Below are 21,048 nucleotides of genomic sequence, written 5' to 3'. Positions count from 1 at the left end.
AGTCACTCCGTGGCGTCAGGTGAGACCCCGTAGAAGGGCCGCACCTCCAGCCATTCATGGATGGGATCTCCGCCGGCCCCGGGCGCGGCCGAGAGCTCACCGGCCAGCTCGAGAGCGCGCTGGTGGCTCTCGACGTCGATCACCATCCACCCGGCGATGAGGTCCTTGGTCTCCAGGAAGGGCCCGTCGGTCACCGGGGGGCGGCCGGGGCCGTCATAGCGGACGAACATGCCCTCGGGGGACAGAGCCTGGCTGTCGACGTACTCTCCGGTCTCCCGGAGACGGGCGGCGAAGTCCTCCATGTACTGGACGTGCGCTGTGACCTCCTCAGGCGTCCAGCGTTCCATCGGGACGTCGTTGGGCGGCGTCGGTGCGCCGCGGTAGTGCTTCAGCAGCAGATACTTGGCCATCATCTTTCCTCTCCTGGATCGGCGGCCTCTCTGGTCGCTCTCACCCATGGGTCGGAGCCGCAGCCGGATTCTCGACATCGTCGAGCTCGCTGTCACAGACGACGACGCCGTCTCGTCCTCCTCAGTGAATGCCGCCACCCCGGGCGGCGGCGACGAAAGGAGTCTCCCAGGGAGATCGTACTGCGGCTCGTGACCGGATTCCTGGCTCTCGGCTTCCTGGCTCTCGGCTTCCTGGCTCTCGGCTTCCTGGCCGGAGGTCTGGCGCTAATGGCCGGCGTCGTCGCCTGGGGCCGCACGTTCGGACCCGGGGCCTACCTCGCCGGCTGAGTCCCGCGGACGGCTCCGGAGGCGCGGAACTCGCTAGGGGCGCGTCCGTCCCGCCGACGGAACCATGCGGTGAAGTTGCTCGGGTCCTCGAAGCCCAGCTGGGTGCCGATCCGGTGCACCGGGTGATCCGTCTGCACGAGGAGCCGTCTCGCCTCCAGCAGGAGACGTCCATCGATGATCTGCTTGGGGGTGGTGCCGCGAGCTTGCCGTGTGGCGCGGGCGATGGTGCGCGGTGACCATCCCAGCGCACGGGCGTACTGGGCGACGTCGTGCCAGGCGGCGAAGCGCCGCTCCACCAAGGCGCGGAAGTCGCGGAACGCCTCCGGAACCTCGGCGGCGTCCTGATGGGCACGATGCCAGGACACCAGATGGAGCAGCAGGATCGAGAGCGCGTGACGCATCGCGGTCCGTCGCACGACGGGCGGCATCGTTGGGTCCGCGGCGAGGCGGCTGATCGTGGTCCTCAGGTCCACCAGACGGGCGGGATCCACGTCCTCGGACGCCCAGTGGTGAGGGCCCTCGGGGGAGTCCGCGGACGTGAGCGCGTCGGTGGCGGGGTCGAGCAGCCCGGCCGGGAAGATCAGCACCGTCCCCTCGATCTGTGTGGGATCGCTCCACTGCTGGACCTGTCCCGGACGGATCCACAGCACGGAACCGGCGCCCAGCCGGTGGGCGGTGAAGTCCACCGTGTGCAGGGTGGACCCCTGCTCGACGATCAGCAGCTGGTGGAAGCCCATCCGCTGGGGCCGGAGGAACAGCCCCGGGGCGGCCCGGCGAAGCAGATCCGGCACCGTGTAGACCTCCACCTCGCCCTCCTGGCCCTCCGGTGGGCGATAGGCGACGTCCTCGATGTCCTGGTGTCTCATATTCACCATGATATGGCCGAATCTGACCGGGACCATTGCGGCGTCCAGGAGTAGATTCACCAGAGTCATTTCCCTACATCGTCAGGAGCACCATGGCACGCATCGCCGTCTTCGGAGGAACCGGCCACGCCGGATCGCACATCGCCGCAGAGGCCCGCCTCCGGGGCCACCATGTCACCACTGTTTCGCGCCACCCCGCCCAAGGCCTGGCCGACCACGCCGTGGGGTCGCTCCAGGACGACACGCTGCTGGACCGCGTGGCCTCCACGCACGACATCCTCGTGGTGGCCATCCCGGGCGCCGGCGATCCTCCGCTGGTGGATGTCGTGCCCCAGGTCATGCGCGCCGCCGCGGCCCACGATGCCCGTGTCGGCGTCGTCGGCGGTGCCGCGAGCCTTCGCGTCTCCCCCGACGGCCCCCGACTGCTGGACACCCCGGATTTCCCGCCGGAGTACCGCACGGAGGCCACCGTCCACGCGTCCGTGCTGGAGACCATGCAGCAGGACACCTCCGGGGCTCGCTGGTTCTATCTCTCCCCGGCGGCCATGTTCGGCGCTCCCCTGAGCATCGCCTCCACCGGTGCGTACCGGACCTCCGGTGACGTCCTGCTCAGCGATGAGCAGGGGGTCTCCGAGATCAGCGGGGCTGACTACGCCCGGGCCTTCCTGGATGAGATCGAGCGGCCCTCCCACGAGAACACCCGCTTCCACGTGGCCCGCTGAGCCGAGCACCCCGGGAGCCGCCCGGACGGGCGAGGGCCGGCATGCCCGTGCGCTTCACGCGCCGTGTGCAACCCTCGCCCAGTCCAGGGCCAGGAGGAGATCGACCCGCACGCCGGCATCGTCGAGATCCAGCTCGAGCGCTCTGCCGGCGGTGGCGATCACCCGGCGGACCGAGTTCCTGTGCACCCGCAGCTCCCGGGCCGTCGCGTCCCAGCCGCCATGATGGGCCAGCCAGCACCGCAGCGTCCGCCGGCATTCGGCACTCCGCTCGGGGCCCAGCGCCTCCAGCGGAGCCAGCAACCGGGTGGAGAATGCGGCGCGCGCCTCGGCCGGCACCACACCTTCCCAGGTGCTGACGCCGGGACGCCGGCCGTCGAGCTCCTCAGCGAGCATTGACCTCCCCCGCTGCCTCGCGAGGCCCAGCATCCTCCCGGCATCCTCCAGCGCGGAGGCCACCTCGCTGGGCGGCCGGGGTGTGCTCACCCCGAGGACCCACCCCTCTTGCGCGCACACGTCCAGGAGCTCGACGGAGGGTGGCTCGGACACCAGCGCGCGGATCGAAGCTCCCTCGCCGTCCACCAACGGGGTGGCGAGGAGCTGCCGCCACCGCCGGTGATCGCCCAGCTGGCCACCCTCCGCCCCGGGTGGAGTTTGCTGCTCCAGGCGTTGGGCGAGAACTGCCCGGAGACCATCGCCGGAGGTCAGCCCGAGCGCCTCGTGCAGCAGCTGAGGAATCTTCCTGCTGTGCGCCTCCGGCCCGGCCGAGACGTCCTGGGGGCGCAGGTCGGCATCTGCCAGCAGCGTCATGGTCAGGCGGTCCAGGGCAGAGCTCCGCTGGGTCGGGGTGGCGGCCCCCAGATCCAGCAGGTCTCCCGCCACCATGAGCAGCGTCAGGTCATCTCGACCGAGACGGCCCTCGCGGGCCAGGAGAAGGTGGTCCGCGATGGCGACGGGCCGGCCACTCCCGCGGAGCCTGAGGCGGGCGATCTCCGCCCGGCGTCCGTCCGGAGCCGTCGCCTCTACTGTGGAGAACGCCAGCCGCTGCCGGGAAGGGCCACGGTCGACGACGGCCCGGAGGTCCCGCTCCTCCACCCAGGTGGGCATCGTGCCGGCACTGATCACCTCACGCCCACGACGCCGCTGGGCCCCGCCTCGGGCGCCCTGGGCCAACCGTTCCAGGACGTCGCGCACCGGCGCGCCGCCCAGCACAGTCCGCGTCATACCCACCACGGCCTGGATGGTCGCGGCCTGGCGCGAGACCCTCTCACTCTCGAGCAGCGCGGCGAAGGCCATCGTCACGCGGATGAACGGGGTCTCATCCGGGAAGGCGATCAGCGGAAGACCCTGGGCGCGGCACTCCTCAACCAGGCCCCCGGGCACCTCTGCGTGGACAGGCAGCAGCCCGAAGCCCAGGGCGGCCACACCCACGTCGAGCAGCCTGGCCACGTAGGACGTGATCTCAGCCCTTTGTGCCGGCAGTCCCAGGCCGGTGATCAGCAGGAGCTCGTCACCGACCAGGTATCGCCGCGGATCGCGCAGCTCGATCACGGGCGTGGACGCCACCCGGACGTCCCGGATCGCTTCCCGCTCCCCCGGGCTCAGCACCTGGATGCCGAGCGACTCGTCGTCGAGGAGCTGCCCCAGGGCGACTGCCACGCGGCTCCTGCGATGCTCCTCGGAGCGCAGAGTGCGGATGAACTCCAGGTCCTCCCGTGCCGGCACCTCATCCATGGGGACAAACTATCCCGAATCGGGGCGATCCAGGATGTTCTGCACCTGGCTGACGTGTGTGCTGCGCCACTAGCATTCCGACATCGGCCCCCGATATCCCGCGTCGACGCGGACCGTCCGGGCTGCAGATGGAGGAGACATGGTTCTGGACCTGGTGGTCATCGCCGTCTACACGGCAACGATTCTCGGAGTGGGGTACTGGGGGCTGCGCCGCTCGAAGTCCAAGAGCGACTACCTCGTCGCCGGACGCCGGCTGGGCACCTTCATGTACTCCAGCGCCCTCTCGGCGATCGTTCTGGGCGGCGCCTCGACGGTGGGCGGCATCGGACTGGGATACAGCTTCGGCCTCTCGGGCGCATGGCTGGTGACCGCCATCGGCCTGGGGATCCTGGTGCTCTCAGTGTTCTTCACCCGGCACATCGTGAAGCTGAAGGTCTACACCGTCATCGAGATGCTGGATCTGCGCTACGGCGGCGTCTCCGGACTGATCCCCGGCATGGTGATGTTCCTCTACACCTTCATGCTCACCGTGACGTCCACGCTCGCGTACGCGACGATCTTCCATGTGCTGCTGGGGGTGCCCAACTGGGCCGGCGTGCTGATCGGCGGGACCGTCGTCGTCACCTACTCGACCATGGGCGGCATGTGGTCGATCACGATGACCGACGTGATCCAGTTCGTGATCAAGACCCTAGGCATCCTGTTCCTCCTCGCCCCGGTGGCCGTCCTCCACGCGGGAGGCTTCGCGCAGATCCATGAGCGTCTGGGCGACTCGTTCTTCTCCCCGGTGTCCATCGGCGGAGCGACCATCGTGACCTACGTGCTGACCTACACGCTGGGCCTGCTCATCGGCCAGGACATCTGGCAGCGCGTCTTCACCGCGAGGACACCGAGGATCAGCGTGATCGGTGGAACCATCACGGGCGTCTACTGCATCATCTACGCGGTGGCGGGGGCGATCATCGGCATGGCCGCCCGCGCCGTCTGGCCGGATCTGGCCAACCCGGACGAAGCGTTCGCCACCATCGTCCAGGAGGCTCTGCCCACCGGCGTGCGCGGATTCGTGCTGGCCGCGGCGTTGGCGGCCCTGATGTCCACGGCCTCGGGAGCGCTCATCGCCTGCTCCACGGTACTGACCACCGACCTGATTCCCCCGCTCCGCCGGATGGTCGGACAGGGCTCGGGGAAGACGCCGCCGGCCGCCGCTGGGCATCCCGAGGAGGAGTCCGTGAGGGGGTACCGCCTGGCCACGTTGGTGCTGGGCGCCGCAGTGGTGATCGTGGCGAGCCTGGTGACCACCGTCATCGGCGCACTGGTGATCGCCTACAACATCCTGGTCGGCGGGCTCTTCGTGGCGATCCTGGGAGGACTCGTCTGGCGCCGCGGCACCCGTCACGGGGCGCTGTGGTCCATGGCGGTGGGGACGGTCGCGGTGATCGGCACGATGATCGCCACCGACATCCTCGCCACCGCCCCGATCTACGTGGGACTGGGGTCCAGCCTGGTGGTCTACGTGGTGGTCAGCCTGCTGACCCCGCCCACTCCGGAGGACGTCCTGGCCGAATGGGACCGGCGCCTGCGGCGTAGCAGCACCGCATCGGTCTCCGACACGCCCCTGCCACCCCGCCAGCACTCTGTTTCGAAGGACGGTTCCGACCTGTGATCCCCCACCCGAGCGACCCCACCGACGCCGGCACCACCGGCTCCACCGCCGACCCCACCCGACCGGCCCTCGGCTCCGCAACCCCGACCCCCGACCGCATCGGCGGCGACGTCGCCCTGGAGTCACTGACCGCTCTGGGCGCACGGGCCGTCGTCGGCCTGCCCGGGCAGCACGCGCTGGGACTCTTCGACGCCCTGCGTCGATCTCCCCTGCCCTACCTGAGCGCCCGGGTCGAGAACAACGCCGGGTTCATGGCCGACGGCCTGGCCCGCGCCCTGGGAGCCCCGGCCCCCTTGCTGCTCTCCACCGGACCCGGGGCGCTGACCTCGCTGGCCGCACTGCAGGAGGCGGCGGCCTCCTCGGTGCCCGTGATCGCGATCAGCGCCCAGGTTCCCGTGGCAGGACTGGGGGGCGGGCGTCATGGCTACCTGCATGAGCTGCCGGACCAGTCCGCCTCCTTCCGCGGGGTGGTGAAGAGCGTGTTCACCGTGCGCAGGATCTCGCAGATCCCCTCTGCTCTCGCCGAGGCCTGGAGTGCAGCCTCGAGCCCACCGATGGGCCCGGTGCTGGTGGAGATCCCTCAAGATGTGCTGCTCGAACCGGCAGAGCCCTGGGTTCCGCAGATCAAGGACCTCTCTGCCCGCCCCTCTGCCCTGCCGCCGCGCGCTGAGCTGATGGAGACGGCGGCACAGATGCTCCTCAACGCGCAGCGGCCCAGGATCCTCGCCGGCGGGGGTGTGGTCCGCGCGGGTGCCGGTGAACCGCTGAGGCGACTGGCGGAGGCGCTGGAGTCTCCGGTGGTCACCACCTTCAGCGGCAAGGAGTCCTTTCCTCGTGACCACCGGCTCTCCGCCCAGAGCTGGATCGAGGACATCGCCACCACGGAGTTCCTGGAGGAGGCCGATGTCCTGCTGATCGTCGGAAGCGGTGTCGGGGAGCTCTCCAGCAACTACCACACCTTCTCCCCTGCCGGACGGGTGATCCACATCGAGGCGGAGCTGGGCAAGGTCACCTCGAACCATGACGGGCTGGGAATCCACGCCGACGCCGGGCCGGCCCTGAGCAGTCTGGCGGACCACGTAGAGCAGCTCCGCGGCGCCGGAACAGCAGGGGAAGACCATGCCGACCTGCTCCGCGCACGGGCTCACCGGGCCGAGGAGGACATCTCGGCCCTGCTGTCCAGGGTCGGCGAGCGGCTCTCCTCGCAGGATCTGGCTGCCGAACAGCAGCTCCTCGCAGACCTGCGGGAGGCGGTCCCGTCGGGGACCGACACGTTCTGGGACATGACCATCGCTGGGTATTGGGCCTGGTCCGCCTGGGATCCGCAGGACGGACGGTGCGTCTCCGCCCAGGGCGCCGGCGGCCTGGGCCATGCCCTGCCGGCAGCCGCAGGCGCGTCCTTCGGGCGCAGGGTCCTTGGTCAGCCGACCCAGGTGCTGGCGGTGTCCGGCGATGGCGGCGCGCTCTACGGGATCGCCGAGCTGGCCGCGATCGCTCAGCATCAGCTCGACGTCACCTGGCTGATCATCGACGACGGCGGCTACGGGATCCTGCGCAGCTACATGGAGGGGGAATTCGGCGAGGCGACCGCCACGGAGCTGAACCGGCCGGACTATGCCGCCCTCGCCGCATCATTCGGCATCCCTGCAGAGACCGTGGGACTGGATGACGTTGGAGAGGCGGTGCGACGCGCGCTCTCCGAGACGGGGCCGCGCGTGGTCGTACTGCCGGCACGGCTGGGCCTGTTCGCACCGACCCACCTGCATCGGCTGGAGCCATGAGCCCCGAACCCGCCCGCCGAGACACCCGACCGGTGGTCCTGTTCAGCGACCGCACCGACGTCGACCTGGAGCCGGCGCAGCGGCTGCTCGCCGCGCACGGATTCGACTCACTGGTGGCGGAGCTTCCGGTCTCCCATGACGCCGAGGATCCGGCCCGGCTACTGTCGGCCCGCGCCCGCGGCGCCGTGGGCCTGGTGGTCGGCTACGCCCGCATCAGCAGCCGGATCCTCGAAGCGCTGCCGGAGCTGCGGGTGATCGCCACGACCAGCGCCGGTACAGAGATGGTCGACGTCGTCGCCACGCAGGCTCGAGGAATCCCGGTCATCCCGCTGCGGGACGCCGCCACCGAGGAGGTCGCCACCCACAGTCTGGCGTTGATGCTGGCAGTGGAGCGCCAGCTGCCGCGCGCCACCGACATCGTCGGGCGAGGGTTGTGGACCGAGGCGCTCACCGTGGGGGCGCCCACCTCGCCTCGGCGCCTCAGCGGGCTGACCCTGGGGCTGCTGGGGCATGGCCGGATCGCACGCCGCCTGACCACGATGGCAGCTCCCCTGGTCCGCGAGGTCATCGCCCACGACCCGAGGAACGTGGGAGAGGGTGCGACGGCGGTGTCCCTGGAGGAGCTGCTGCGGCGCAGTGACATCCTCTCTCTGCACGTGCCGCTGACGGACGGCACCCGGGGGATCATCGGCGCGGATGCCCTGGCGAGCCTGCCGACGGGCGCGGTTCTGATCAACTGCTCACGCGGGGAGCTGGTGGACGAGGCCGCACTGTTGGAGGCCCTCGACTCCGGCCGCCTCCGCGGCGCCGGACTCGACGTACTCCATGGAGAGCCGCCCGCCCCGGCCGCTCCGCTGCGGCATCACCCGGCAGTGATCCGCACCCCGCATGTGGCGTACTGGTCGGCTGACTCGCTGCTCAGCTACGGACTCGACCCTGCCCGTGCCGTGATCGAGCTTCTCAGGACGTGACCCGGCGGGTCTGCCGCTGGTCAGCCGCGCAGCTCGATCCCCTGGGACAGCTGGACGAAGGCTCGGCTGGCCAGCGCGGCCGGGCTCTCCGCGCCGTCGTCGCTCCTCGCCCAGTGCTCCAGGCCGATCCGGATCGAGTGTGTCGCCGCCGCGGCGAGCAGGCGCACGGACAGCGGATCGGCGTCCTCGACCAGGGAGCCGATGATCAGGCGGAGCTGCCGCTCGGAGTCATGGTTGACCCGCTGCCACACCGCCTCCAACGCCGGATCCTCGGCGGCGGCCTGGAGCAGCCCGCGCATCCGGGCGATCGCACCGCCTCCGGAGCCTCCACGGCCCAGCACCTGTTCGATGAGGTCCGGGATGACCTCCCGAGGATCACTCGCCCCGGAACCCGCCAGCGCCTCCTGCCACAGCCCCGCGCCCACGCCCAGCAGCGGCGCGACGGCCTCCTCCTTGGAGCGGAAATACCGATAGAACGTGCGCAGGGAGACTCCGGCCTCGCCAGCGATGCGCTCCACCGTGACCGCACTCGTCCCCTGCTCCGCGAAGAGCCGAGCGGCGGTGCGTGCGATGTCCAGCCGGGTGGCCTCCCAGCGTCGTCGGGTCAGAGATGTGGAGCTGCTCACTCCGGCAGGATACGGGAACAACTGCGCTTGTGCACATGTTTGCCAAGGTGGCACATCGTGCCACGTCGGCACTGTGAGCCGCTGACCGACTTCACGCCCGCAGGAAGGAACCTATGATGAACCCGCAGTCCGCACCCCACCCCACCACTGCCCGCCGTGCCCTGCCCCTCGGGGCCGCTCTCCTGGCGTTGGTCGCCACAGGGTGCGCCGCCGAGGACACCGACGCGCCCGAGACCGACGCAGCGGACGAGACCACCCAGACCGAGCCGGACGGCGGCGAGGCCCAGGACGACGGCGACGCCGCAGACGGCTCAGTGGCCGACGCCGGGGATGACGCTGAGGCCGGTTCGAGCCTGGCGGTGGAGACGGTCGGCGAGAGCCCTTACGGTCTGGTGACGGACGCGTTGCCGGAAGGTGACCCCACCGAGGCATCCGGCACGCTGATCGTGGGCCCGGGCGGCTACCTGGCACTGACCCAGCAGGGTCAGCCGCAGCTGCTGGTCTTCGAGGACGGCGCCGACTTCACCCTGCGCGGGGACCGCCCCTCCGTGACCACTCCGGACCTGGGGACGCTGGAGGTCGGCGAGGAGGTCGAGCTGACGGCCGTCGAGGTCGACAGGGACTCGCTCTCCGGTCTCCCTCTGGAGCGCATCAGCGGAGCGGCTGATACGGCGCTGATGGTCACTGCTGACTGACCCTTCAGATCCGCCTCCTGCGCGCTGCCTCCTGCCGCTGCCTCCTGCCGCTCAGCCCACGGTGCCGGTGCCGATCAGGGTGCTGACGTCGAGCCTCTCGACCCCCTCGGTCTGCAGGGAGGTCAGGTAGGCCTCTCGGACGCGATCGACGTCGGCGGCATCGAGCCCGGCGAGCATGCCGGCGAACCCTGACCCGGTGATGACCAGCCACGCGATCTCCGAAGTCATGGGGATGCTCCGCTCCTCCACGGTGACCTCCGGCTCCATCAGTCCGCGGGCGAGGAGCCACTCCTGATACGCCTCGGGGGTGTTGATGTCATCGATCAGGTGCGGCGGGCGAGGCTCGGCGGCCACGCCGGTCACCGCGGCGATCGACTGCTGCAGGTGCCGGCCGGCGGTCTCGACGGCACCCCGGCGCCAGATGGTGAGGGCGACGCGGCCACCCGGGCGGGCACGGCTGATGACGTGCTCCGTGCCGGAGGTCATGTCTGGAAAGAAGAAGATGCCGAGGACGCACTGCACCAGGTCATAGCCCTGCTGCTCCCAGGATGTGGCATCGGCCTGCACCGCGGTGACGTTCTGCAGCCCGTGGGCGTGCTTCTCGAGCTCATCGAGCAGCGCCTGGGAGAGGTCGACGGCGTCGACGCGACCGTCCGGGGCGACGAGCCGGGCCGCGGGGATGGCCGAGGCACCGTTGCCGCAGCAGAGATCCAGAACCTTCTCACCGGGACGTGGAGCGGAACGCGTCACCGTGGCGTCGCCGATGGGTCGCCACAGATGCTCGCCCAGCCGGTCAAAGTCACTGGTGGCGGTGGAGAAGGCGCGGGTGAACCGCTCAACGTCAGTCATGGCCTTATGATAAACATTCTCAATTAGACTGTCGTGGGTGCCCGCCCGAAGCTCGCCCCTGCCCTACGGCGGGCCTGGGAGCCACAGGACCGCGACGTGCCTGGCGGTCCGGCGGTAGAGTCGCTGCCGCGGCCTCGTCAGGCGGACGGGTCCAGGCTGGAGAGGTCGGAGACACCATGACACGACAGTTCGACGCCGAGTATTGGGAGAAGCTCTACCAGGAGTCCCCTGCCCCGGAGGTCGCCGCCCCCAGCGGAGACGGCGGGCCGAACCCGCACCTGGCCCGTGAGGTGTCCGGGCTGACTCCCGGGCGGGCCCTGGACGCCGGCTGCGGACAGGGAATCGAGACGGCATGGCTGGCTCAGCAGGGGTGGCAGGTCACCGGAGTCGACATCTCCCGCACCGCCCTGGCCCGGGCCGCACGGATCCTGCAGGCCCGCGGAGTGGGCCCCCGGGTGGAGCTGATCGCCGCTGACCTCACCGCCTGGGCACCGGAGGAGCGGTACGACCTGGTGACCACCCACTATGCCCATCCGACCATCCCGCAGCTGGAGTTCTACCGCCGGGTGGCGGGCTGGGTGGCCGTCGGAGGGACTCTGCTCATCATCGGCCATCTGCACCGGGATGAGGATGCCGGCCACCACCATGCATCACATCCCGGAGACCTCCCTGCGTCGGGACATCCTGACCACTCGGGCCCGCATCATCTGCCCGAAGAGGCCGAAGTCCGTGCCGCCGACGTCGTCGCCCTGCTGGACGAGGGCAGCTGGCGCGTGGAGACGGCTGTGGAGTCCAGCCGCGAGGTTCCCCGGGGCGAGAGCACGCTGCTGCTGCATGACGTGATCGTGCGGGCCACTCGGATCAGCTGAGCCGACCGAGCCTCCGAACCCGCGGCCCATCGGGCAGGATCTTCCGCTGATCCTGGACGATAGTCTCCGCCACGTCCACAGGTTCTGCTGTGCTGGGATCGCCTGGGTAGGTGAGTTCTCGGTCGCCATGAATGGCTTGTGAACGATCTGCTGAAGACAGCAGATCACGGAACCCTGAGGCGCTGCCCTCGCACTGACACGTATGCGCGCCCTATCTGACACACGCCGGACACGGCATTGAGGCACCAGCAGGGCGACGGCCACATCGGCCGGGCCGGTCAACGCGGAGGCGATCACACCTCCAGCGCCGATCACCACACCAGCTTGGACCCCCGCTCCCGGAACAGGAAGATCCGCTGGAACGCCCGTCAGCTATTGCGGCCTGGACGCCACCCGAAGAAGTAGAGGATCCACCCCAAGGCACCGAGCAGGAACAGCCCTGCCGTGTACCAGGCGCCGTTGGGCACTCCGGAGCTGCGCTCCATGGCGACCGGCTCCTCTGCCGCAGGGCTCCCCGAAGCGTCATGCGCGGAGTCGGCGGCGGTCTCGACACCGGCTCCAGGGGTGGCCTCACCACCATCACCAGGCTCCAGGGCATCCGACAGGGCACGGGGGAGCTCGGAGCCTTCAGAGGCAGGCCTGTCGAATCGATCCTCAAGGGCCACATTGGGCGAACGACGGTCCAGAGGACTGTCCGTTCCACTGTGGCGGGGCTCGGGACCGGGGTCGAACGTCACCGGCTCGTCTCCGCGTGCAACCGGCAGTTCGCCGTCCTGTCCGGAGGGCGACGTCGACTCCTGACTCTCGCCGCCTCCGGCGCCGCGCGGAGCATCAGCGCGCGGGGCGCTCTCGCTGCGGCCACTCTCCACCGGTCGGTCCGACGGGGTCGGCTCAGGGCTGCTCTCCCGAGTCTCGGTGCGCTCCTCGGACGAATCAGTGGGCTGAGACGACGATTCCTGATCGCGCGGCTGCTCCTGCCGGTCGTCGGGATCGGGACGGAGCCGTTCCTCAGACCGGACGTCCGGAGCGGAACTCTCTCCCCGCTCAGGGCGGTCTGAGGCTTCCCGCTGCTCTGACCGGTCACGCTGCTCCGATCGGTCCTGGTCCGAACGCTGCTCCTGCTCAGCGGGCCGCGAGGAGCGCTCACGCTGCTCAGACTGGCTCGACCGGTCACGCTGTTCAGACTGGCTCGACCGGTCACGCTGTTCAGACTGGCTCGACCGGTCACGCTGGGAGGACTGACCTGTGGATTGAGTGCGCTCACCCTGGCGGGATTGGTCCGGACGCTGCTCCGGCTGGGAGGGCTGAGTAGGACGCTGCTCCGGCTGAGCAGGCTGAGCAGGACGCTGTTCAGGCGGTGAAGGCTGGGTTGGCTGAGCCGGACGCTGCGGCCGTTCAGGTCGGTCAGCGGACTCGGAGTCCTCGTCGTCGTCGGAGTCCTCGTCGTCGTCAGAGTCCTCGTCGTCGTCAGAGTCCTCGTCGTCGTCAGAGTCCTCGTCGTCGTCAGAGTCCTCGTCGTCGTCAGAGTCCTCGTCGTCGTCAGAGTCCTCGTCGTCGTCAGAGTCCTCGTCGTCGTCAGAGTCCTCGTCGTCGTCAGAGTCCTCGTCGTCGTCAGAGTCCTCGTCGTCGTCAGAGTCCTCGTCGTCGTCAGAGTCCTCGTCGTCGTCAGAGTCCTCGTCGTCGTCAGAGTCCTCGTCGTCGTCAGAGTCCTCGTCGTCGTCAGAGTCCTCGTCGTCGTCAGAGTCCTCGTCGTCGTCAGAGTCCTCGTCGTCGTCAGAGTCCTCGTCGTCGTCAGAGTCCTCGTCGTCGTCAGAGTCCTCGTCGTCGTCAGAGTCCTCGTCGTCGTCAGAGCCCTCGTCGTCAGAGCCCTCGTCGTCAGAGCCCTCGTCGTCAGAGCCCTCGTCGTCAGAGCCCTCGTCGTCAGAGCCCTCGTCGTCAGAGCCCTCGTCGTCGTCAGAGTCCTCGTCGTCAGAGCCCTCGTCGTCGTCAGAGTCCTCGTCGTCAGAGCCCTCGTCGTCGTCAGAGCCCTCGTCGTCAGAGCCCTCGTCGTCGTCAGAGTCCTCGTCGTCGTCAGAGTCCTCGTCGTCGTCAGAGTCCTCGTCGTCGTCAGAGTCCTCGTCGTCGTCAGAGTCCTCGTCGTCGTCAGAGTCCTCGTCGTCGCCAGAGTCCTCGTCGTCGCCAGAGTCCTCGTCGTCGCCAGAGTCCTCGTCGTCGCCAGAGTCCTCGTCGTCGCCAGAGTCCTCGTCGTCGCCAGAGTCCCCGTCGTCGCCAGAGTCCCCGTCGTCGCCAGAGTCCCCGTCGTCGCCAGAGTCCCCGTCGTCGCCAGAGTCCCCGTCGTCGCCAGAGTCCCCGTCGTCGAGCCCTCGTCGTCAGAGCCCTCGTCGTCAGAGCCCTCGTCGTCAGAGCCCTCGTCGTCAGAGCCCTCGTCGTCAGAGCCCTCGTCGTCAGAGCCCTCGTCGTCAGAGCCCTCGTCGTCAGAGCCCTCGTCGTCAGAGCCCTCGTCGTCAGAGCCCTCGTCGTCAGAGCCCTCGTCGTCAGAGCCCTCGTCGTCAGAGCCCTCGTCGTCAGAGCCCTCGTCGTCAGAGCCCTCGTCGTCAGAGCCCTCGTCGTCAGAGCCCTCGTCGTCAGAGCCCTCGTCGTCAGAGCCCTCGTCGTCAGAGCCTCGTCGTCACCCGGCTCGTCGTCACCCGGCTCGTCGTCACCGGCTCGTCGTCACCCGGCTCGTCGTCACCCGGCTCGTCGTCACCCGGCTCGTCGTCACCCGGCTCGTCGTCACCCGGCTCGTCGTCACCCGGCTCGTCGTCACCCGGCTCGTCGTCACCCGGCTCGTCGTCACCCGGCTCGTCGTCACCCGGCTCGTCGTCACCCGGCTCGTCGTCACCCGGCTCGTCGTCACCCGGCTCGTCGTCACCCGGCTCGTCGTCACCCGGCTCGTCGTCACCCGGCTCGTCGTCACCCGGCTCGTCGTCACCCGGCTCGTCGTCACCCGGCTCGTCGTCACCCGGCTCGTCGTCACCCGGCTCGTCGTCACCCGGCTCGTCGTCACCCGGCTCGTCGTCACCCGGCTCGTCGTCACCCGGCTCGTCGTCACCCGGCTCGTCGTCACCCGGCTCGTCGTCACCCGGCTCGTCGTCACCCGGCTCGTCGTCACCCGGCTCGTCGTCACCCGGCTCGTCGTCACCCGGCTCGTCGTCACCCGGCTCGTCGTCACCCGGCTCGTCGTCACCCGGCTCGTCGTCACCCGGCTCGTCGTCACCCGGCTCGTCGTCACCCGGCTCGTCGAGAGTACTCAGGTCCTGCTGCTCCGCGTCGTCGCCGGCCTCCGCCACCCCAACCTCGGCGGGGATCTCCGAGACCTGCTCCTCCACGTCCGCGTGGGCAGGCATCGTCGACAACGGTGCCCCCAGGCCGACCACGACTGCCGCGGCCAGGCCAGCACGCATGCCTGAAGGACGATTCACTGGCACCATCATGCATCCCCTCGATCCCGGGAGAGAGCAACCACCGATCCGTCCGGCTGGCGCACCCACAACGTCCCCCGCGGGGACACCCCTATCACTCTGTCTGATTCCGAATAGACGTGCTGATCAAGCACGATCTGACGGTGGCCGTCGGTCTCCATGATTGCCGCAGGCCCCAGCGCGGCGGCGAACTCCCCGTTCTCCCAAGCAGCCACCAGCTCACCGGTCGTCAATGACACAGCATAATTCTCGATGATCGCCAGGTCCATCCCCCGACCAATCTCCCACGCAGGAGACTCGGCTGGTTGGGTCCTGGTCTCGAGAACGGCAGTCACCTCCCCAGCGGACACCGTGTGGACCACGTAATAGCTGTCCTCCTCGATCATCCAGTGGGAGAGAGCATGGCCGTGGCCCACCGCGAGATGCTTGCTGAAGTCCGCCTCCTCCGCAGGAGCCGCCAGCTCCGTGCGCTGAGAGGATTCGTCCTCATCGAAGGGGATGAACACGATCTCCGGCTCTCCCGGGCGGGCCTGGATGACCCCTTCCCCGTCCGCGGCGCCGGTGATCAGCTCAGGATTCACCTCCTGACGCACCGGATCCTCAGAATCCGCCACGAGGACATGAACCTCATCTCCATCATGGAGCAGCGGCAGCTCCCCCATGACGGTGACCTCGGCGCCCTCCGGGATCGGCCAGCGCTGCTGGATCCCGTCGATGGCCAGGATCACGAACTCCTCCTGGGTGCGCACGCCGACTGCGGCGTCGCCGTCGATCCGCAGTTCAGTGGTCCACAGAAGCTCGGAGTCCAGCGCATACTCGACGTCGATCTCACCGGTCAACGCGTTCCGCAGGAGCAGCGTCTGTTCGTCGGAGTCGAAGCTGAGCACCCCGGCGGAGAAGACCGAGAGCTGGTCAGCCTCTGAGGGATCGAGACTCCACAGCCGCATCGGATGCTCAGCCTGCAGATCGGCGTCGGTGTCCACCAGCTCCGGCCAGGGCGTGGCCACAGAATCTGCCTGACCGTCATCCGGCCTCATCAGGAAGAACCAGCCGGCGACGGCGACCACCCCGGTCAGCACGACGGCGGCGGCCACGCGCCGTCGACGCCGTCTCTTGGCCTGCTGTTCCTCACGAGCCCGACGCTCGCTGCGCGTGCGGACCTCACTGGAGGTCGCCTCGCCGCCCTCACCCTCGACCTCCGCGGCGGAGAGGCCCTCGGGGACGGCGGACCCCTCGGGTGTTTCTCCGGAGTCCCCCGCCGGCATCGGTGCCGGCTCAGGTTCCACGGGTTCGGCCGTACGTATCCGCACGGCCAGCTCCTCGGGCATGGCGACGACGTGCCCGGAGGGGTCCAGACCGAACATGACCGGTGTCATGCCCAGCAGGTCACCGAGCACCTCCACAGGTTTCCCGCTGGAGACGATGATTGTGGCGATCTCGTCTCGCAGGCGCTCCACGGGGATGTCCCGCGGGGTCGCACCGGGGGCCTGGATGCTCCAGGAGTCATAGGTGATCTGGAAGTCCATCGCCTGCCGAGGGCGGCCCTCGCACCGTTCGGGTTCGATGTAGTCCAGGGTCCAGCAGCCCTCGTCGACGATGTCCCGGACCGAGGGGTCCACCTGCACGCTGAGCATGGGCGAGAGGTGACCCTGATGGGATCTGCGGACGGCGTCCAGCGCGGCGGCCATGTCCGGGTGCCGGGACCTCTCGCCCTGCTGGTCCGTCAGGATCACGGCGGCCCTGACGTGCACGACGAGGTGCAGAGCACCCTCGGACCCGTCGTCGGCGGCGGCCCGCCCCGGGGTTCCCTGATCACCTGCCACGTCAGTCTCTTCCTCACCGCTTCGCAGCGGTGGTCCTCTCCCTGGTCCGATGACCCTGAAGAATGATCGTCGCTCCCGACCACATCCTAGGCCCGGTTCTCTTCGAACGGGGCAATCTTCTTCTCGCGAGCCGGTGTTCGGCCCACGTCCCCATGCCTGACCCCATCCTCGCGTGTGAGACCGCCTCGGAGATCACGGTGAGTCACAGTGCGTCGCCGGAAGTCACCGCGAGTCGCTCGGAGCGGCCGCCTCCGTCACGGACCCCCGCCTCGCGCGCCGCGACACCAGCAGCAGGATAGCCGATGTCATCAGTACGGCGGCTCCGAGACCTGCATAGACCACCTGCCCCAGGCTGAAGGCGTCACGGACCTGCTCCAGGAGCTGACCCCCGCCCACGGTGAGGTGCTGAGCCGCACTGACCCCCTCATGGACGCTGTGGCGCGCGGTCTCCACCACCGATCTCGGAGCCCCCGGGACGTCCACATCCGCCATGCCGACCTGATAAGCGAGCAGAGCCACCACCCCGCCTGCCGCGATGCCCAGCGCACTGCCCAGCTCTCCGCCGATCTCCTGGGCGGACGCCGCCGACCCGGTCTTCTCCTCCGGGGCGCTGGAGATGATCAGATCCACGATCAGCGCACCCGCGGCCCCCTGCCCCATCCCGACGACGGCGATGCCGACCGCCATGGCGGCCACCGACGACCCGAGCCCGGTGGTCAGCGCCAGCCCGCAGGCACCGCCGGCGGCGATCAGCAGCCCGAAGAGCGTGACCGCCCCTGCGGAGAACCGCTGCGCGGCGCGAGGAGCCAGCATCGCCCCGACGATGTTGAGTCCGATGTAGGGCAAGGTCCAGAACGCGCCGTGCAGCGGGGACAGCCCTCCGACCCACTGCAGGTGCTGGGTGAAGAGGTAGAACATCCCGGTGACACTGACACCCATCATCAGCAGCACACCCAGCGCGACGGCGACACCGCGGCTGCGCAGCAGAGCCAGGTCGAAGAGCGGCTCGGCGAGCCTGCGCTGCCGGAGCACGAACAGGGTCATCACCCCCGCACCCAGGCCGATGCTGAGCAGGTAGGGCCAGGCGACGCCGTCGCCGGTCTCCTGCAGGGCGGCGAGCTCCTGGAAGCCGAAGATGATCGCCAGCATGCCCGCCACGGAGAGGGCCACACTGAGCATGTCGATGCGGCTGCGATTGCGCTCGGTCCGCTCCGGCAGCAGCTTCAGCCCGCCCAGCAGAAGCAGGACGATCGGAGGAACGTTGATCAGGAACACCGAGCCCCACGGAAAGGACTCCAGCAGAACTCCGCCGAGCAGGGGTCCGACCGCCCCTCCGATGGTGAAGGTGCTGAACATGATCGCGATGGCGGTCCGCCGCTGGGTCTCTTCCTGAAACATGGTGCGCAGCAGGGCGAACAGCGAGGGCATCAGGCTCGCTCCCGCGATGCCGAGTGCAGCGCGGGCAGCGATGAGCATCTCTGCGCTCGTGGAGAAGGCGGCCACCACCGACAGCCCCGCGAACGCCGCCGAGCCCAGCAGCAGCACCCGGCGCGGCCCGACCCGGTCCGCGACACGGCCGGCGGTGACCAGGAACCCCGCGATGAGGAACCCATAGACGTGGGTGATCCACAGGCTCTGCGTGGCACTGGGCTCCAGGTCGGCGCTGATGGTCGGCAACGCGAAGAAGAGCACCGTCAGATCGGTGGCCAGGGCCATCATGGGCAGCGCCAGCAGCACGAGCCCGGCCCATTCGCGGGCGGTGGCTCTGACGGAGGAGTGGAGGGAGTCGTCGGTCATCGCCATTGCGGCCTTTCATCGAGGTGTGTTGGGACTCGATGATCGGCCGACCCCGCTCCGGGAATGCTCCGGTTCCGTCCCATGCCTGGCTCGGCGGCCCCAGCAGGAGCGGCCGCCCAGCACCTTCCGAAACGCGCCAGCACCTTCAGAACCGCCCCGGCTCCCAGCTGAGGCCCTCCTACTGGTAGAAGCCCTCGCGCAGATTGATCCCATGCTCAGTCCATGCCTTCAGAGCGGCCAGCATCCCGGTCCAGCCTCCGCAGTTGCCGAAGGCCTGGGTCGCCCCCTCAGGGGTGACCCTCCAGCCGGACTCGCTGATGGTCACCAGGGTGCGAGTGTCGCCGTCGACCGCTTCAAAGGTGAAGGTCGTCGTGGTGACCGAGCGACTGTCCGTGGTGGCTTCGCTCTCCCATTCGATGACGATGCGCCGGGGTGGGTCCGCCTCCAGCACGGTGACGGGGAAGCGGCCGGGGAAGTCTTCGAAGTCCCAGGACACCTCCGCCCCAGGCTCGAGCCGCCCGCGGGCGCCGCCGGTGGTGAAGTATCTCGACAGCTGGGCGGGGTCCGCGACAGCGTCGTACACCTCCGCACTGGGCCGCGCGATGTACGCGGAGACGGTGAAGCTCAGTTCGGTGAGTTCCTCAGTGGTATTCATGTGATATTTTTACAACATGTCGTCGCAGCAGGTCAATGGTTCCACGGATGCGGATTCCTCTGCCGAGGGATCCGACGACGATCGGGTCTTCAAGGCTCTCGCCAACTCCACGCGCCGGAGGATGCTGGATGCCCTGAAGTCCGGCTCCTGCAGCACCGGGCAGCTCTGTGAGCATTTCCCGGAGCTGGATCGCACCACCGTCCTCCAGCACCTCCGGGTGCTCGAGCGGGCAGGGCTGGTGATCGGCACGCGAATCGGCCGGGAACGTCACCTCACGCTGGCGCCGCTGCCCATCAAACGGATCCACGACCGCTGGATCGGTGAGTACGCCCGAGCCGCCGTCGAGCTGCTCGAGGAACTCGACTCCGAGTGAGCCGCCGCCCCAGGCGTCGACTCCGAGGCGGGCAGAACTGCCCCGCTTCCATCGAGTGGTCAATTCGACTGGATTTTCTGGGCACGAGGCCGGGAGAATCCCTTCGAATCGACCACTCGATGGAGAAGGTGCGGGGGTGGCGCGGGGTGGCCACTCCCTCACCGGGTCTCGGCGGGCTCCGCTGATGCTCCGACCGGCCCCATCCACGTCAGCATCCCCAGGGCCAGGAGCATCGGAGCGGAAAGGGCGATCACAAGCCCGGGCAGTCCCGCCAGCGCCAGCCCGAGCCCGCCCACCGCGGCACCGAGGAAGACCCCGAGGCTCTGACCTGCGGCGTTGAGGCTGAACGCCACGGAGGTGAGCTCACCCCCGTGCTGTGCGATCAGCGTGGTCACCCCCGCGGCCAGCACCGCGTGGCTGAAGCTGAGCACAGCCGTGCCGGCCAGGGCCGCCCCAAGCCCCGGGACGAGGACCACCACAGGCAGCGCAGCCAGCCCCCCGACAGTGCCGGAGGCCAGCAGCATCAGGGTCCTGCGTCGCGAGCCTGCGACCTGGCGGGCCCACCGGCCAGCCAGGTAGTTGCCCAGGAAGAAGGCCGCTCCGGAAAGCGTCCACACCACGGTGAACAGCTCCGCCTGCAGGCCGAATCGCTGATCATAGACGGCAGCCAGGAAGGCGAGCTGCCCCATGAAAGCGGTGGTGCGCATGGTCGAGACACCGATGGCGGCCAGCAGATCCCTCCGCCCCTTCACCAGGGGGAAAGCCTCGAGGTATCGAGGAGGCGCGTGCTGCTGCCCCGACGGGCCCCCGCGGGCGACTGAGGAGGCTCGGGACGAGACGGCGAGCGCGCACGCCGTCACCAGCGCGAGCAGCGCCACCGCGCCGAAGGGGAGGCGCCACCCGCCGGCCAGCGCGAGTGCCCCCAGCAGCGGGGCCGCCAGCACGGCGGCCAGCGTCTGGGTCGCGGTGACCAGGGTGGCTGCTCGGCCGCCGTCGCCCGCCCGGGTGAAGCTGCGGGTCGCCCCCGCGAGCAGCACCGGGGTCAGCAGAGCCGTCGCCGTTCCGACCAGCAGACAGAACAGCACCAGGGGCACCAGGCTGCCGGTGGCGGCCAGCAGACTCGCGACCGCCAGCAGCACCAGGGCCGCGGGTGCCGCCACCCGAGGTGACCAGCGCTCCAGCAGAGGGGCGATGATCACGCCGGTCAGCAGTGCGGTGACACCTCCGAGGCCGCGCAGCCCACCCACCACCGACTCCTGGGCTCCGGCCGTGGCGGAGATCGGCACCAGAAACGTGGAGAACGCGGTGAAGGGCAGGAGCCCGACGACGGCGGCGATCAGCAGGGGCCAGATCCTGGCGATGATCACCCGGTCGGAGGCATGGTCGGCGACGTCCGGCGCGCGGATCGGGGAGGCTTGTTCTCGCATCG

Annotated in this window: 19 protein-coding genes; 8 read left to right on the top strand and 11 right to left on the bottom strand. The window is 69.4% G+C overall.

Annotation, left to right across the window (positions count from 1 at the left end):
* Positions 1 to 2 precede the first annotated feature (2 nt).
* Positions 3 to 410 (bottom strand): YciI family protein, encoded by a 408-nt coding sequence (locus tag HNR09_RS08950; protein ID WP_218882103.1) that lies wholly within the window; start codon positions 408 to 410, stop codon positions 3 to 5.
* A 189-nt stretch (positions 411 to 599) separates the two neighbouring features.
* Here HNR09_RS08950 and HNR09_RS08945 point away from each other — a divergent pair, with 189 nt between their 5' ends.
* Positions 600 to 737 (top strand): hypothetical protein, encoded by a 138-nt coding sequence (locus tag HNR09_RS08945; protein WP_179541712.1) that lies wholly within the window; start codon positions 600 to 602, stop codon positions 735 to 737.
* On the opposite strand, the gene HNR09_RS08940 is transcribed toward HNR09_RS08945, so the two are convergent.
* The gene (locus HNR09_RS08940) at positions 722 to 1,603 is read right to left on the bottom strand and encodes an AraC family transcriptional regulator (RefSeq protein WP_179541711.1); all 882 of its coding nucleotides are present in this window, start codon (positions 1,601 to 1,603) and stop codon (positions 722 to 724) included. The genes HNR09_RS08945 and HNR09_RS08940 overlap by 16 nt on opposite strands.
* 92 nt (positions 1,604 to 1,695) lie before the next feature.
* Between HNR09_RS08940 and HNR09_RS08935 the strand changes: the two genes are divergently transcribed.
* Positions 1,696 to 2,325, top strand: a complete 630-nt coding sequence (locus tag HNR09_RS08935) for an NAD(P)-dependent oxidoreductase (RefSeq protein WP_179541710.1) — start codon at positions 1,696 to 1,698, stop codon at positions 2,323 to 2,325.
* A gap of 54 nt (positions 2,326 to 2,379) precedes the next feature.
* Here the strand turns inward: HNR09_RS08935 and HNR09_RS08930 are convergent, their stop codons facing one another.
* The gene (locus HNR09_RS08930) at positions 2,380 to 4,056 is read right to left on the bottom strand and encodes a PucR family transcriptional regulator (RefSeq protein ID WP_179541709.1); all 1,677 of its coding nucleotides are present in this window, start codon (positions 4,054 to 4,056) and stop codon (positions 2,380 to 2,382) included.
* Positions 4,057 to 4,195: 139 nt separating this feature from the next.
* Here HNR09_RS08930 and HNR09_RS08925 point away from each other — a divergent pair, with 139 nt between their 5' ends.
* From HNR09_RS08925 to HNR09_RS08915, 3 genes are read left to right on the top strand one after another with little or no spacing between them, the layout of a single operon-like run.
* Positions 4,196 to 5,719 (top strand): sodium:solute symporter family protein, encoded by a 1,524-nt coding sequence (locus tag HNR09_RS08925; RefSeq protein WP_179541708.1) that lies wholly within the window; start codon positions 4,196 to 4,198, stop codon positions 5,717 to 5,719.
* Entirely contained in the window at positions 5,716 to 7,500 is a 1,785-nt protein-coding gene (locus HNR09_RS08920) for a thiamine pyrophosphate-binding protein (protein ID WP_343047502.1), read from the top strand. The genes HNR09_RS08925 and HNR09_RS08920 overlap by 4 nt, the downstream gene beginning before the upstream one ends.
* Positions 7,497 to 8,471, top strand: a complete 975-nt coding sequence (locus tag HNR09_RS08915; protein WP_179541707.1) for an NAD(P)-dependent oxidoreductase — start codon at positions 7,497 to 7,499, stop codon at positions 8,469 to 8,471. Before HNR09_RS08920 ends, HNR09_RS08915 begins: the two co-directional genes overlap by 4 nt.
* A 20-nt stretch (positions 8,472 to 8,491) precedes the next feature.
* Here HNR09_RS08915 and HNR09_RS08910 read toward each other — a convergent pair whose 3' ends face one another.
* Complete coding sequence (locus HNR09_RS08910) at positions 8,492 to 9,097, bottom strand: TetR family transcriptional regulator (RefSeq protein WP_179541706.1); 606 nt, start codon at positions 9,095 to 9,097, stop codon at positions 8,492 to 8,494.
* A 113-nt stretch (positions 9,098 to 9,210) separates the two neighbouring features.
* On the opposite strand from HNR09_RS08910, the gene HNR09_RS08905 reads away from it, so the two are divergent.
* Entirely contained in the window at positions 9,211 to 9,792 is a 582-nt protein-coding gene (locus tag HNR09_RS08905; RefSeq protein ID WP_179541705.1) for a hypothetical protein, read from the top strand.
* A 51-nt stretch (positions 9,793 to 9,843) separates the two neighbouring features.
* On the opposite strand, the gene HNR09_RS08900 is transcribed toward HNR09_RS08905, so the two are convergent.
* The gene (locus HNR09_RS08900) at positions 9,844 to 10,641 is read right to left on the bottom strand and encodes a class I SAM-dependent methyltransferase (RefSeq protein ID WP_179541704.1); all 798 of its coding nucleotides are present in this window, start codon (positions 10,639 to 10,641) and stop codon (positions 9,844 to 9,846) included.
* Positions 10,642 to 10,817: 176 nt separating this feature from the next.
* Between HNR09_RS08900 and HNR09_RS08895 the strand changes: the two genes are divergently transcribed.
* A complete protein-coding gene (locus tag HNR09_RS08895) occupies positions 10,818 to 11,510 on the top strand; it encodes a class I SAM-dependent methyltransferase (RefSeq protein WP_179541703.1) in 693 nt (230 codons plus the stop codon).
* Positions 11,511 to 11,878: 368 nt separating this feature from the next.
* Here HNR09_RS08895 and HNR09_RS08890 read toward each other — a convergent pair whose 3' ends face one another.
* The 5 genes from HNR09_RS08890 to HNR09_RS08870 form a co-directional block, all read right to left on the bottom strand.
* Positions 11,879 to 12,247 (bottom strand): hypothetical protein, encoded by a 369-nt coding sequence (locus tag HNR09_RS08890; RefSeq protein WP_179541702.1) that lies wholly within the window; start codon positions 12,245 to 12,247, stop codon positions 11,879 to 11,881.
* Between the two features lie 1,917 nt (positions 12,248 to 14,164).
* A complete protein-coding gene (locus HNR09_RS08885; RefSeq protein ID WP_179541701.1) occupies positions 14,165 to 14,896 on the bottom strand; it encodes a midas domain-containing protein in 732 nt (243 codons plus the stop codon).
* Positions 14,897 to 14,979: 83 nt separating this feature from the next.
* Positions 14,980 to 16,794 carry a hypothetical protein gene (locus HNR09_RS08880; protein ID WP_179541700.1) on the bottom strand — a complete coding sequence of 605 codons (1,815 nt, stop codon included), beginning with the start codon at positions 16,792 to 16,794 and terminating at the stop codon, positions 14,980 to 14,982.
* A 222-nt stretch (positions 16,795 to 17,016) separates the two neighbouring features.
* Positions 17,017 to 18,591 carry an MFS transporter gene (locus HNR09_RS08875; protein WP_218881908.1) on the bottom strand — a complete coding sequence of 525 codons (1,575 nt, stop codon included), beginning with the start codon at positions 18,589 to 18,591 and terminating at the stop codon, positions 17,017 to 17,019.
* A gap of 178 nt (positions 18,592 to 18,769) precedes the next feature.
* Positions 18,770 to 19,246 carry an SRPBCC domain-containing protein gene (locus HNR09_RS08870; RefSeq protein WP_179541698.1) on the bottom strand — a complete coding sequence of 159 codons (477 nt, stop codon included), beginning with the start codon at positions 19,244 to 19,246 and terminating at the stop codon, positions 18,770 to 18,772.
* Between the two features lie 16 nt (positions 19,247 to 19,262).
* Here HNR09_RS08870 and HNR09_RS08865 point away from each other — a divergent pair, with 16 nt between their 5' ends.
* The gene (locus HNR09_RS08865) at positions 19,263 to 19,619 is read left to right on the top strand and encodes an ArsR/SmtB family transcription factor (RefSeq protein WP_179541697.1); all 357 of its coding nucleotides are present in this window, start codon (positions 19,263 to 19,265) and stop codon (positions 19,617 to 19,619) included.
* Between the two features lie 158 nt (positions 19,620 to 19,777).
* Here HNR09_RS08865 and HNR09_RS08860 read toward each other — a convergent pair whose 3' ends face one another.
* Positions 19,778 to 21,046 (bottom strand): MFS transporter, encoded by a 1,269-nt coding sequence (locus tag HNR09_RS08860; RefSeq protein WP_179541696.1) that lies wholly within the window; start codon positions 21,044 to 21,046, stop codon positions 19,778 to 19,780.
* Positions 21,047 to 21,048 lie beyond the last annotated feature (2 nt).

It is taken from the genome of Nesterenkonia xinjiangensis, from assembly GCF_013410745.1.
In the GTDB taxonomy this organism is placed as follows: domain Bacteria; phylum Actinomycetota; class Actinomycetes; order Actinomycetales; family Micrococcaceae; genus Nesterenkonia; species Nesterenkonia xinjiangensis.
Note: the sequence above shows the minus strand (reverse complement) of the source record. Positions and strands in the feature narration are given on the sequence as shown.

Excerpts from the sequence above, each read along its gene's own strand:
- HNR09_RS08950 (WP_218882103.1), bottom strand. The coding sequence starts at position 410 with ATGGCCAAGTATCTGCTGCTGAAGCACTACCGCGGCGCACCGACGCCG.
- HNR09_RS08940 (WP_179541711.1), bottom strand. The coding sequence starts at position 1,603 with ATGAGACACCAGGACATCGAGGACGTCGCCTATCGCCCACCGGAGGGC.
- HNR09_RS08935 (WP_179541710.1), top strand. The coding sequence starts at position 1,696 with ATGGCACGCATCGCCGTCTTCGGAGGAACCGGCCACGCCGGATCGCAC.
- HNR09_RS08930 (WP_179541709.1), bottom strand. The coding sequence starts at position 4,056 with ATGGATGAGGTGCCGGCACGGGAGGACCTGGAGTTCATCCGCACTCTG.
- HNR09_RS08925 (WP_179541708.1), top strand. The coding sequence starts at position 4,196 with ATGGTTCTGGACCTGGTGGTCATCGCCGTCTACACGGCAACGATTCTC.
- HNR09_RS08915 (WP_179541707.1), top strand. The coding sequence starts at position 7,497 with ATGAGCCCCGAACCCGCCCGCCGAGACACCCGACCGGTGGTCCTGTTC.
- HNR09_RS08905 (WP_179541705.1), top strand. The coding sequence starts at position 9,211 with ATGATGAACCCGCAGTCCGCACCCCACCCCACCACTGCCCGCCGTGCC.
- HNR09_RS08900 (WP_179541704.1), bottom strand. The coding sequence starts at position 10,641 with ATGACTGACGTTGAGCGGTTCACCCGCGCCTTCTCCACCGCCACCAGT.
- HNR09_RS08895 (WP_179541703.1), top strand. The coding sequence starts at position 10,818 with ATGACACGACAGTTCGACGCCGAGTATTGGGAGAAGCTCTACCAGGAG.
- HNR09_RS08885 (WP_179541701.1), bottom strand. The coding sequence starts at position 14,896 with ATGCCTGCCCACGCGGACGTGGAGGAGCAGGTCTCGGAGATCCCCGCC.
- HNR09_RS08875 (WP_218881908.1), bottom strand. The coding sequence starts at position 18,591 with ATGACCGACGACTCCCTCCACTCCTCCGTCAGAGCCACCGCCCGCGAA.
- HNR09_RS08870 (WP_179541698.1), bottom strand. The coding sequence starts at position 19,246 with ATGAATACCACTGAGGAACTCACCGAACTGAGCTTCACCGTCTCCGCG.
- HNR09_RS08865 (WP_179541697.1), top strand. The coding sequence starts at position 19,263 with ATGTCGTCGCAGCAGGTCAATGGTTCCACGGATGCGGATTCCTCTGCC.
- HNR09_RS08860 (WP_179541696.1), bottom strand. The coding sequence starts at position 21,046 with ATGCGAGAACAAGCCTCCCCGATCCGCGCGCCGGACGTCGCCGACCAT.